The organism is Aquamicrobium soli (assembly GCF_042646345.1).
Taxonomy (GTDB): domain Bacteria; phylum Pseudomonadota; class Alphaproteobacteria; order Rhizobiales; family Rhizobiaceae; genus Mesorhizobium; species Mesorhizobium soli_A.
Genome location: NZ_JBHRTK010000012.1, coordinates 170,707 through 182,162 on the forward strand (window position 1 = coordinate 170,707; position 11,456 = coordinate 182,162).

The window sequence follows — 11,456 nt, forward strand, 5'->3', positions numbered from 1 at the left end:
TCGTGCCGGCAGCCTGTCGCGTCCTCGTCGTCAACGAGAATCCGGAAGGGCCGCCCGCCCGCAGCCTGGCCGCGAGCCTTTGCGCGCGCGGCGCCGAAGTCGAGACCGCGCCGCTTTCGGCCATCGAGTTCGACACCGCCAGCGCCAGCGGCCTCGTCATCCCCGGCTTCGGCGAGGCCCTGCCGGACGCCGTGCTGGTGCGCTCCATTTCGGCCGGGTCGTTCGAGGCGGTGACGCGGCGCCTCGGCGTGCTGCATGCGCTGGGCGGGCTCGGGGTGCCGGTGTGGAACCCGGCCGCCGCCATCGAGCGCTGCGTCGACAAGTCGACGACCAGCTTTGTCCTGAACAAGGCGGGGGTGCCGACACCGCCGACCTTCGCCGTCGAAGGACTGGCCGCCGCGCAGGCGGTCGCCGAGCGCGAACTGCGCCGCGCCCCGCTGGTGCTGAAGCCGCTGTTCGGCGCGCAGGGGCGTGGCATCGTCATGATCGACACCGTGTCCGCCCTGCCGCCGGAAGAGGAGGTGGGCAGCGTCTACTACCTTCAGCACTATGTGGCGCGACCCGGCCCGCCTTTCCGCGATTTCCGCGTCTTCGTGTGCGCCGGCAAGGTGGTGGCGATGATGAGCCGGCGCGGCGACGCCTGGATCACCAATGTCAGCCAGGGCGGCGTCCCGGAACCGGTCGACGCTGCCGAAAGGGGCTTGCTGGAGCGGCTGGCGGTGGCGGCGGCCAAGGCGGTCGGCGCGCGCTTTGCCGGGGTCGACCTCGTCAGGGCGGAAGACGGCACCGTCTTCGTGCTCGAGGTCAACAGCATGCCGGCCTGGTCGGGCCTGCAGACGGTGAGCGAAACCAACATCGCCGACGCGATTGCCGCCGGCCTGCTCGCCTTCCTGGCGAAGCGCGACGAGGCAGCCCGCAGCCCGCGCCTTGCCATGCCGGCCGGGTCGTAGGCGATGCCGGTCTCGCGCGCCCTTCTGACCAAGGCCTACGAGGCCGCCTGCCGGGCGGAGATCGAGGCGCTGAAACCCGGCAATGTCCATGTCTTCGCCGACGGCCACCGCATGTCGGCGGACCAGTTCCTGCGCAGCGCCGAGGTCAGCGCTGCTCCGCTCACCGAACCCGGGGTGTCGGTCGGCCGGCGCATCCTTGCCGCGGTCGACGCGACGCGCACGGCGGTCGCAACCAACACCAATCTCGGCATCGTGCTGCTTGCCGCCCCCCTGCTGCGCGCCGCCGAACTGCCCGGCCGCGACCTCGGTGCCAATGTCCGGGAGGTTCTCGACAGCCTTACCATGGACGACACGGCCGCCGCGTTCGAGGCGATCGCGCTGGCTTCGCCGGGCGGGCTCGGGGACGCCGACAACGACGTGCGTGAACAGCCGAAGATCGGGCTGGTGGAGGCGATGCGGCAGGCCAGCGACCGCGACCTGATCGCCCGCCAATATGCCAACGGCATGGCCGATGTCTTTGCCATCGGCCTGCCCGCGCTGGCGCAGGCCGAAGAGCGCGGCGAGGGCGGCATGTGGCCGGCGGTGGCCGTCTATCTGGCTTTCCTGACCGGATTTCCCGACAGCCATGTCGCGCGCAAGCACGGGCTCGACACCGCGCTGAAGGTCCAGCGCGAGGCCGCCGCGGTCGCCGCCGATCTTGCCCGCCAGCCCGGCGAGGAAGCCCGCATCGCCCTGCTGACGGCCTTCGACAGGGACCTCAAGGCCCGCGCCATCAACCCCGGAACCAGCGCCGATCTGACGGTGGCTAGTCTTTTAGGACGATGCCTCAGCCAGTGCCTTGCATAACGCCGCCATTGATGCTTCATTTCGTGCAGCGGGGGCATGTGCTTTCGCGGCTATCTAGCCAACCGGCCCGGCATCCGGGCGCTGCCAACAAGGATAGCTGTCCATCGAGCAAGCGCTCGGGCGCAGCGACCGTGGACATCCCTTTGTGTCTTGGAGGAAATTGGCATGGCAAAGATTTCTAAAGTTATGGTGGGAGAGTCGCTCGTCGGTGACGGCAACGAAGTAGCGCATGTCGATCTTTTGATCGGCCCGCGCGGCAGCGCCGTGGAGTCGGCGTTCTGCCACGCGCTGACCAACAACAAGGACGGCTTCACCTCGCTGCTCGCCGTCATTGCACCCAACCTGGCCTGCAAGCCCAACACGGTCATGTTCAACAAGGTCACCATCAAGGGCGCCAAGCAGGCGGTGCAGATGTTCGGCCCGGCCCAGCACGCCGTCGCCAAGGCGGTGCAGGACAGCGTCGCCGAGGGCGTCATCCCGGCCGACGAGGCGGACGACGTCTTCATCTGCGTCGGCGTCTTCATCCACTGGGAAGCCGACGACGACGCCAAGATCCAGAAATACAACTACGAGGCGACCAAGGAAGCGATCAAGCGCGCCGTCGAGGGCAAGCCGACCGCAGCGGAAGCCACCGCGCAGCGCGACAGCGTCAAGCATCCCTTCGCCGCCTAGGCAAGAGACAGCCCCGCACAGGAAAAACCTTCTGCGGAATCGGACGGGCTGTTGCGCCGGCTGATGAAAAGTCTGGGCTTTTGACGAATCCCCGGTGCGAGGCAACCGCCTCACACCGGGCGCTTCGCCATTCTGGCCATCAACGAACTACCCGCCGGATACGGTTCAGGCGTGCAGGGCTTCGATCTGTTCGGACGTCAGGCTGCCGTCGTGCAGGCAGGTCGCCACCAGCGCGCCGGCCACGCCGAGCGACGCCAGCGTCCTGAGATCGGCCTCGCCGCGAACGCCGCCGGCGGCGATGACCGCCCGGTTGCCGGCACGCGCCTTGACCTCTTCCAGCCGCTCGAAATCGGGACCGGCGCCTGCCCCGACCTTGGCCAGCGTCATGACGATGACCGTCGATGGCCAGCATTCGGCGTTGTCGAGAAGGCTCGCGGGACCGCGAAAGCCCTCGCCGGTGAAATCGAGCGACAGCACCAGCCGCAGATGGTCGGCAAAGCGGCGCAAAAGCGTCTCGTCGCGCTGCGATTCCGAGCCGAGGATGGGCCTCAGCCACGGCTTTTCGAGCGCTGCGGCGAGCGAAGCAGCTTCGTCGGTTCCGGCGTCCACCCACAGCTCGGGCGGCCGGTCCATGCCGCGCAGCGCCGCCAGCGCCGCCTCGTTGGGCGCGCCGCCTGCGATCGCGTCCAGGTCGGCGACATAGAAGGCCGGAAAGGGGTGCAGCGTGCGCAGGCCGGCGGCCACCGCGACGATGTCCGAACCCGCGGCAAGCGGCGTCTCGATCGGCCGATAGAGGTCGCGCCGGCCCTGCGCAGCCCGCACCACGCGGCCGCCTTTGAGATCGAGAACGGGGATGATATGCACCTGTCGGGCTCCGCAAGACACGTGACACAATGAAAGCCTGAACCATGGAAAAAGGAAAGACCGGCATCGCCGGCTTCGATATCGGCGGCGCCCATCTCAAGGTCGCCCGCGCCGAGGCGGGGCGCGTCGTTGCCGCGCATATCTTCGCCACGCCGCTGTGGCAGGGGCTCGAATGCCTCGACGCGGCGATCGCCGAGGCCGAGCCGCTTTATCGCGGCGCCGAACGGCTGGCCTTCACCATGACCGGCGAGCTGGTGGATATCTTTTCCTGCCGCGAGGAGGGGGTGGCGGCGCTGATCGACCGCATCGAGCGGCATTTTCCCGATACGGAAAAGCTGATCTATACAGTGGAAGCCGGCCTCGTCGGACCGAACCGCGCGCGGCAGATGCCAGACGCCGTGGCCTCGGCCAACTGGCATGCCACCGCCTCGCTGGCGGCGCGCCTCAAGGGCGAGGCGCTGTTCGTGGACATGGGCTCCACGACGACCGACATCCTGGCGCTGGCGGGCGGCGAGGTCCGCAACCGGGCCACGACCGATGCCGGCCGGCTTTCAACGAGCGAACTGGTCTACACCGGTTTCACCCGCACCCTGCCGTTCGGCGTGGCGCAGACCGCGCCCGTGCAGGGGCGGCTGACACCGTTGATGAACGAATTCTTCGCGGCCATGGGCGACGTGCATCGCATCCTCGGCATGCTTGCCGACGGGATCGACCAGCATGCCACGGCGGACGGCAAGGAAAAGACGGCCGAAGCGTCCGTCGCGCGGCTGGCGCGCATGGTCGGCCGCGATGCGGCGGAACTGACGGACGCCGAATGGCGTACCGTGGCCGAATGGTTCAGCGAGCGGCAGTTGCGCATGGTGCATGACGCGGCGGTGCTGGTCGCGACCGGGCTTGCCCCGGACGCGCCGGTGATCGGCGCCGGCATCGGGCGGCCGCAGATCGAGCGCCTCGCCCGGCGCATGGAGCGCCCCTATCTCGATTTCTCCACCCTGTTCCCGGTCGAAGAAGCCGCGCGCGACGAGGCCAGCGCCGCCGCCCCCGCAACCGCGCTGGCGCTGTTGGCGGGAATGCCGGGGTAGGGCGAGTCGTCGCCAACGCGAGGGCTTCGACCCCCACCCCTGACCCCTCCCCACAAGGGGGAGGGGAATTTCGCGGCAACGTCATGACAACTGACGATCAGTTTCAGCAAAGGCGCTGCCCGCATTCCCTCCCCCTTTTGGGGAGGGGTAGGGGTGGGGGGGTAAGACGCCCGGTACAAATCGTTACCGCTGCCCGGCGCCGGGTTTGTGGTCGGCAACGCGCTGCATCAGCCAGCCCCAGGCTTCGCGCTCGGCCGGCCCGGCGGTCTTTTCGATGGCGATCGACAGATAGGCGATTTCCGCTTCTACCTTTTCGGCCGGCAGCATGCCAAGCCGGCTAACGAGGATAGCGAGTTCCAGCACCGCCGCCTTCGCCCGGTTGAGGCCGGTGAAGGGTGCGTGCGTCGCTTCCGCCACCACGCGGCAGAAATGGCGCGGGCGCAGCGCGTCGCCGTCGACGCTTTCCACCGAGAGCACCGAATGCGCCAGCGCATCGGCCAGCCGCGGCACCGCGCACCCTTCGACCGGCAGCAGCGGCCAGTCCTTGCGGCCGGTGAGGCAGCCCGCAAAGATGCGCACGTCGTCGGTATAGTTGGCGATCGCAAAAGGAACCTGCGCGAGGTTGTCCAGCGTGGTCGAGGGGCGGAAGGGCGCGATCACCCAGCCGTCCTTCTCGGCGATGATGCCGAGCGGCGCGATATGGGCCTTTCGTTGCCTGTCGACGGTGGTGACGATGCATTCGCGGATATAGGGCATCACCCCTCCTCCCGGCGCGCTTTCGCCTTCAGCGTATGGCCGGCCTCCTTCAGGCGGGTGCGGTCGGCTTCCGGCGCGGGCGCGGCCACGCCCCAGGCCAGCGGCTCGTCCTGCGTGTAGCGCTTGCCGAGCCGCCAGGCGATTTCGGCCTTCATCAGTTCGGCGCCGAGATAGAAGGCATGCGCGCCGTCGTTCTCGACGCCGAGTCCGTCGAACAGCGCAAAGGCGTCGGTCGCCACCGCATGACCGCGGCCGTTGAAGACGTGGATGCCGTCAGGCGCCGTCGTGATGCGGAAATTGGCGTCGCGCACATCCGCCGCCAGCGCCTCGATATCCTCCAGCGAGGCTGTGAACGGCTTGCGGTCGTGCACCTGCAACAGACCGGGGTGATAGCCGCGCGGCAGCGCGCCGTCCTGTTTGGCGGCATAAAGCACGCGGCGGGCGACGTCATGCTCCTCGATGGTGCGCACGGTATGCGGCGAGACATGCACGGCCAGCACGTTGCGGATGTCCAGTTCCGAGCATAGGCCGGCGAGGATGGCGGTGATGCCGGAAGTGTCGGCGTCCGTCAGTTCGGTCAAATTGCCGGTGCCCATGATCAACTCGACTTCGGGCCAGCGGCGGCGCGCCTCGATGAAGCGGCCGAGCGAGGCGGCGAAGCCGAAATGGATCGGGTCCAGCACCGGGTCGGCGATGAAGGGGAGGCCCGCCTTCTCGGCACCCGCAATGGCGCGGCCGAGCGAATCGAGATCGCCGGGGATGCCCGGGATCAGCACCGGCGTGACCGGAAAATCGGAAGCGAGGCCGAGCGTGGTCTCGTTGAGGCTGAGCAGGAAATCCGCCCCGGCGCGCGCGCCTGTGCGCAGTTCGTCGGTGTTCGCTGAATCGACGCTGACCGAAAACCCTTCCGCCTTCAGCGCCCGCACCGCATCGGCCAGGCCGGGAAAAGGCGTGTCCGGCAGGCAGCCGATGTCGATCACGTCGGCCCCCGCCTCCGCGAGACGGCGCGCGCGCAGCAACAGCGCCTCGACGGACAAAGTCGGCGCATCGACGATCTCGGCAAAGATGCGCATGGCGTGCCCGGAAAGATCGGGCGGCTGGCCGGCCCGGCCGAGATAGGCGGGCAGGTCGGCGATCTCGGCGGGGCCGCGCAGGAAAGGCACGCCGAAGCGCGCTTCCAGCCCCTCCACCGTGCCCCGGTAGCGCCCCGGCAGGATGACGCGGTTTGTCCCCTCGGGAAGGGCGAGCCGGCGGGAAATGATCTCCTCGCTCATCAGCGCGGCGACCTTGACGCCGATATCCACGACCTGCCAGTCGAAATCCGTCTTGCCCAACCCGGCGAGCAACCGTTCCAGCCGCGCCTTGGCGAGGTGGCCGGTGAGAAAGACCCACCGTTCAGCCATGACGGGCAAGCTCGGCCCGGCGGCGGCCGATGGCCGCGCGCAGATCGGCCAGCGACTCCACCACCTCGGTGCGCTCGAAGGATTTCAGCCGTTCGGTGTTTTCGAGGTCGATGCGGCGCGGATAGACCTTGACCAGCCCGTGCGGCGCCATCGTCTCCAGCTCCGGCGCGGTATCGCAGGCGAACACGATCGAGGGAATGCGGCACTTGCCGGCCTGGGCGAAGACGTTGGTGGCGAGCGTATCGGATATGCCCCACACGCATTTGGCCACCGTATTGGAACTGGCGGGCGCGACCACCACCGTGTGGTAGACGCCATGGTAGAACTCGCCGACCGGAATGGCGCTCGCCGTCTTGTCCTGGAGCACGCGCGTGGTTTCGGGAAAGTCGGGCTTGAGCTTGTACATGCGCAGCACTTCGGCCGCCGCCCTGGAGATGAACACGTCGCAGGCCGGCAGTTCGTGGATCAGCGCAAAGCTTTCGGTGAAGAAGTGGCCGGAGCCGGTCAGCACCCAGGCCCAGCGCGGAGTTTCCAGCTTCGCCATCAGCCGGCCCTCCTGACGGCCGTCGCAGCCGACCCAATCGGCACACCGACCAGGCTGCCCGCTGCCAGCGCGGCGGCCGCACTCGCCATCTCGGCCGGCCCGGCCAGGCACAGCGCGACGCCTTGCGGCAGCATGCCGGGCAGGGCGGCATCGACGATGCCGCGCCGACTCAGGCTCTCTACCGTGTCCTGTTCGGAAAAATCGCCGCTCTGCTTGACCAGCACCAGCGCCGACGCGTCCAGTTGGCCGGCGAGCCAGGCGGCCAGGGAATCGGAGGTGATGTCCCACGAGGGCCGGATGTCGGTCGCCGCCAGCGCCAGCGTCGACGGCATCCATACCGGGATGCGGCCGGCGGCATGCGCCTGCCGCATCTCGTCGAGCGTGCGCGCGGCGACCAATCGCGGCCGCCCGTCGAGAACGACATGGGCGAACTGCTCCATGGCCAGGATCGCCATGGCGTGCGCGGCGGCGTCGGAAAAGCCCAGTTGCGGCTGCGCCAGCCTTACCTGGTCCGCGAACGGCCCGCCGCCCGGCACGATGACGAGCGGCAGCGCAGCCTTCGACAGGGCATCCGCCCACAGGCTCGCCGCCGCTGCCCCGGCCGTGCTGCCGCCGAGCTTGACGACGACGGGTTTCACGGCAGCGCCCCCTTGCGCTCGTCGCCGGCTCGACCCGGCCGCGCGTCACTGGCGGACGGCCCCTTGCGGGCCGCCTTGCTGTCGGCGCGCTTGCGTTCGATCTCGACGCCGACGCCGCCCGGCCCCAGTTCCAGCTTTTCCACCCGCACCACCACGCGCACCACGCGCGGGCTTTCCAGCACCAGCGCCGCCACCTGCTCGGCCAGCGTCTCGCTGAGCTCGACATGGCCGCGCGCGACGATGGCGCGAATGCCGTCCATGATGATGTCGTAGGAAACGACGTGGCGCATGTCTTCCGGACGCTCGGTCACGCGCAGCACGTCGGCGCTGACGTCGAAGCGCACCTTCTGGGTATGGCCGTGCTCGAAGGAATAGGCGCCGATTTCCACCGGCAGCACGAAATCGCGCACGAAGATGCGGTCGGTGCCGAGCGTCGGGTCGATGCTGCCCGGCGCATAGCCGCGCGCCGCAAGCAACCGGTAATCGACGCCGGCCGAGCGCGCGGCCGACGCTTCCTCCGGGATCAGCGCGCGGATCTTCACCACGGCATCCGCGTCGATGGCGCCGGTACGGCCGGCCGCCGCGCACAGCGCACCGCGAAAGCCGAGGAAATCCGGCGCGAACGGTAGCAGGCGCGGCACGTCCGGCGCTTCCAGCGAACCGGCGAGGCCGACCATCAGGCCATTCGCCTTCGCCGCGGCGACGAAGGCATCGACCCGCGCCACCGCCATGTGGTCGAGCAGGCGTCCGCCGCCCTTGCGCGCCGTATCGACCATGACGCCGTGGAACCCATGCCCGGCCAGGACCGGCAGCAGCGCGAAATCCGTCCCCAGGTCGGCGAACAGCACCGCCACCAGCTTGACGCGCCGGGCGATCGGCTCGAGCGCCGCCGCGCAGGCGGCGTTTTCGCTGGACGGGAAGAAGCCGATCTTGACGTAGTCCACGCCGGTGGCCGCGATTTCCTCCACCCTGGCGCGGATCACCTCCGGCTGCATCGGCAAATCGCCGGCCACCGCGCTCACCGGCCGCCGCCCGTCGACGGACACGACCGTCGCCCGGATCGTCTCCAGCGCGGCCGCGCCCAGCGCGCCGGCAGACGGGTTTTTCAGATCGATGATATCGACCTGCCCGGACAGGGCGATCTCCGCCTCTTCCACGCCCGTCACGCTGGCCAGCATCTTGGTCATCGGCACCTTGTCTCCAACTCGTTCGGCGCGCCTCGGCGGCGCGTCCATGACGCCGGCGAAGCAGCGTCGGCCCCGACAATCTCCCGGTCGGGAAAAAATTGCCAGTGAGGTTTGATTAATTCCTCCAACTGCGTAAGGTTGCGGCGGGCACCTTGACTTCACCATGGCCAGCCGCAAGCCGGCTCTGGCGCAAGAAGAGGTACGTTATTCGATGACAGGGCGATGGATCGCCGCAGTCTTCTTGGGCGTTTTCACCCTGACCGTCAATGGCGGGGCAGGGGTTGTTGTCGGCCAGGAACAGCCGGCGGCAACGGCTGGGGCGACCGCCAAGACGGAAAAGCCGGCGAGCGAGATCGGCATCGGCTACCTGCGCGCCTATGCGCCGCAACTGACGCTGTCGCTGCTCGACCAGCCGCCCGGCGACAACGGCATCGCCGGCGCGAAGGTGGCGATCGACGACAACAACACCACCGGTAAGTTCCTGAACCAGCACTTCCGGCTCGACATCGCCGAGATCAAGCCCAGCGACGATCCGGTCGCGGCCTTCAACGAACTGGTGGCCAAGGGCAACCGCTACATCGTGGCCGACCTGTCGGCCAAACAGCTGCTGGCCATCGCCGACCTCGCCCGCGACAAGGGCGTGCTGATCTTCAACATCGGCGCTTCCGACGACAGCCTGCGCGAGGAGGACTGCCGCATCAACGTCTTCCACGTCGCGCCGACCCGTTCCATGCTGGCCGACGGGCTCGCCCAGTACCTGATGTGGAAGCGCTGGCCGAAATGGGTGCTGATCTACGGCTCCCACGACAACGACCATCTCTACGCCGACGCGCTGCGCCGGGCCGCCGACCGTTTCGGAGCCGAAATCGTCGCCGAGAAGGAATTCAAAGACACCGGCACGGCGCGCCGCACCGATACCGGCGTGACGCAGATCCAGAAGCAGATCTCGACCTTCACGCAAGGCTTTCCGGAGTACGACGTGATGCTGGTGGCCGACGAAAGCGAGGTGTTCGGCACCTATGTGCCCTTCCGCACCTGGATGCCGCGCCCGGTGGCGGGAACGGCCGGGCTGGTGCCCTCGTCCTGGCATCCGGCCAGCGAGCAATGGGCCGGCATCCAGATGCAGAGCCGCTTCCTGAAGATCACCGGCCGGCGCATGCTTTCACGCGACATGGAGGCGTGGACGGCGGTACGCACCATCGGCGAGGCGGCGACACGCGCCAAGGGAACCGATTTCGAGACGATCGACGCCTATCTGCGCTCGGACAAGTTCTCGGTCGCCGCCTTCAAGGGCCAGAAGCTGACCTTCCGCCCGTGGAACCTGCAGCTGCGGCAGCCGATCTTCCTCGGCGACGACCGCTCGGTCATCTCGACCTCGCCGCAGGAGGGCTACCTGCACCAAGTCTCCGAACTCGACACGCTCGGCGTCGACCAGCCCGAGACGAAATGCACCTTGAAATGAAGCAGCCATGAGGAGGACCCTGGTGCCGACAAGAACGTGTATTCTGGCCCTGCTTGCCGCCGGCCTCAGCGGCGGCCCGGCTTTCGCCTATACCGCCTATGTCTCCAACGAGAAGGGCAACTCGATCACCGTCGTCGACACCGAGACGAAAGAGGTCGTCAAGACGGTCGACGTCGGCCAGCGGCCGCGCGGCATCACGCTCTCGCATGACGGCAAGTTCCTCTATCTGTGCGCCAGCGACGACGACACCGTCGAGGTGATCGACACTTCTACGCTCGAAATCGTCGGCTCGCTGCCCTCCGGACCGGATCCGGAACTGTTCGTGCTGTCGCCGGACGGCAAGCGGCTCTACGTCGCCAACGAGGACGACAACCTCGTTACCGTCATCGACATCGAGGGCAGCAAGGTGCTGTCGGAAATCCCGGTCGGCGTCGAGCCGGAGGGCATGGGGATCAGCCCCGACGGCAAGACGCTGGTCAACACCTCCGAGACCACCAGCATGGCCCATTTCATCGACACCGACAGCCATGAAGTGACCGACAACGTGCTGGTCGACACGAGGCCGCGCTATGCCGAGTTCACCCCGGACGGCTCGCAGGTATGGGTCAGCGCCGAGGTCGGCGGCACGGTCAGCGTCATCGACAACGCCAAGCGCGAGGTGGTGAAGACGATCAGCTTCGCGATCCAGGGACTGCGGGCCGAGACCATCCAGCCGGTCGGCGTCGCCATCAGCGCCGACGGCAAGAAGGCCTATGTCGCGCTCGGCCCGGCCAACCATGTCGCGGTGATCGATACCAAGACCTACGAGGTGCTGAAATACATCCTCGTCGGCCAGCGCGTCTGGCATCTCGCCTTCACGCCGGACCAGAAGACGCTGATTTCCACCAACGGCAATTCCAACGACATCACCTTCATCGACACCGCGACCGACGAACCGGTGGAATCGGTCACCGTGGGCAAGGAGCCCTGGGGCGTCGTCGTCTCGCCGAACTGATCCGGGGCATTTCCAGCAAAAGTGGGAAGCGGTTTTGCGCCCGGAAATGCGACCAGCA

The 11,456-nt window shown here is 68.1% G+C and carries 12 protein-coding genes; 6 read left to right on the forward strand and 6 right to left on the reverse strand.

Annotated features, from left to right (window positions below; translation table 11 throughout):
* Nucleotides 1-2 precede the first annotated feature (2 nt).
* The 3 genes from ACFOHJ_RS10330 (at nucleotide 3) to fae (ending at nucleotide 2,468) form a co-directional block, all read left to right on the forward strand.
* Nucleotides 3-950 (forward strand): ATP-grasp domain-containing protein, encoded by a 948-nt coding sequence (locus ACFOHJ_RS10330; protein WP_378220418.1) that lies wholly within the window; start codon nucleotides 3-5, stop codon nucleotides 948-950.
* Nucleotides 951-953: 3 nt separating this feature from the next.
* Entirely contained in the window at nucleotides 954-1,796 is an 843-nt protein-coding gene (locus ACFOHJ_RS10335; RefSeq protein WP_378220419.1) for a triphosphoribosyl-dephospho-CoA synthase, read from the forward strand.
* A gap of 165 nt (nucleotides 1,797-1,961) precedes the next feature.
* A complete protein-coding gene (gene fae / locus ACFOHJ_RS10340; RefSeq protein ID WP_378220420.1) occupies nucleotides 1,962-2,468 on the forward strand; it encodes a formaldehyde-activating enzyme in 507 nt (168 codons plus the stop codon).
* A 165-nt stretch (nucleotides 2,469-2,633) separates the two neighbouring features.
* Here fae and ACFOHJ_RS10345 read toward each other — a convergent pair whose 3' ends face one another.
* Entirely contained in the window at nucleotides 2,634-3,332 is a 699-nt protein-coding gene (locus ACFOHJ_RS10345) for a HisA/HisF-related TIM barrel protein (protein WP_378220421.1), read from the reverse strand.
* Between the two features lie 44 nt (nucleotides 3,333-3,376).
* Between ACFOHJ_RS10345 and ACFOHJ_RS10350 the strand changes: the two genes are divergently transcribed.
* A complete protein-coding gene (locus tag ACFOHJ_RS10350; RefSeq protein ID WP_378220422.1) occupies nucleotides 3,377-4,414 on the forward strand; it encodes a hydantoinase/oxoprolinase family protein in 1,038 nt (345 codons plus the stop codon).
* Nucleotides 4,415-4,597: 183 nt separating this feature from the next.
* Here the strand turns inward: ACFOHJ_RS10350 and ACFOHJ_RS10355 are convergent, their stop codons facing one another.
* Genes ACFOHJ_RS10355 through ACFOHJ_RS10375 form a run of 5 tightly spaced genes read right to left on the reverse strand, consistent with a single transcriptional unit; the run spans nucleotide 4,598 to nucleotide 8,942 of the window.
* On the reverse strand, nucleotides 4,598-5,170 hold the full coding sequence (locus ACFOHJ_RS10355; RefSeq protein ID WP_378220423.1) for a DUF447 domain-containing protein: 573 nt from the start codon (nucleotides 5,168-5,170) through the stop codon (nucleotides 4,598-4,600).
* The gene (locus tag ACFOHJ_RS10360; RefSeq protein ID WP_378220424.1) at nucleotides 5,170-6,573 is read right to left on the reverse strand and encodes a DUF6513 domain-containing protein; all 1,404 of its coding nucleotides are present in this window, start codon (nucleotides 6,571-6,573) and stop codon (nucleotides 5,170-5,172) included. The genes ACFOHJ_RS10355 and ACFOHJ_RS10360 overlap by 1 nt, the downstream gene beginning before the upstream one ends.
* Nucleotides 6,566-7,117, reverse strand: a complete 552-nt coding sequence (locus ACFOHJ_RS10365; protein ID WP_378220425.1) for a flavoprotein — start codon at nucleotides 7,115-7,117, stop codon at nucleotides 6,566-6,568. The genes ACFOHJ_RS10360 and ACFOHJ_RS10365 overlap by 8 nt, the downstream gene beginning before the upstream one ends.
* Entirely contained in the window at nucleotides 7,117-7,755 is a 639-nt protein-coding gene (locus ACFOHJ_RS10370; RefSeq protein WP_378220426.1) for an amino acid kinase family protein, read from the reverse strand. Before ACFOHJ_RS10370 ends, ACFOHJ_RS10365 begins: the two co-directional genes overlap by 1 nt.
* A complete protein-coding gene (locus ACFOHJ_RS10375) occupies nucleotides 7,752-8,942 on the reverse strand; it encodes a (5-formylfuran-3-yl)methyl phosphate synthase (protein ID WP_378220427.1) in 1,191 nt (396 codons plus the stop codon). The genes ACFOHJ_RS10370 and ACFOHJ_RS10375 overlap by 4 nt, the downstream gene beginning before the upstream one ends.
* 241 nt (nucleotides 8,943-9,183) lie before the next feature.
* Here ACFOHJ_RS10375 and ACFOHJ_RS10380 point away from each other — a divergent pair, with 241 nt between their 5' ends.
* Nucleotides 9,184-10,404 carry an ABC transporter substrate-binding protein gene (locus tag ACFOHJ_RS10380; RefSeq protein WP_378220428.1) on the forward strand — a complete coding sequence of 407 codons (1,221 nt, stop codon included), beginning with the start codon at nucleotides 9,184-9,186 and terminating at the stop codon, nucleotides 10,402-10,404.
* A gap of 7 nt (nucleotides 10,405-10,411) precedes the next feature.
* Nucleotides 10,412-11,398, forward strand: a complete 987-nt coding sequence (locus tag ACFOHJ_RS10385; protein ID WP_378220429.1) for a YVTN family beta-propeller repeat protein — start codon at nucleotides 10,412-10,414, stop codon at nucleotides 11,396-11,398.
* The last annotated feature ends 58 nt before the right edge of the window (nucleotides 11,399-11,456 follow it).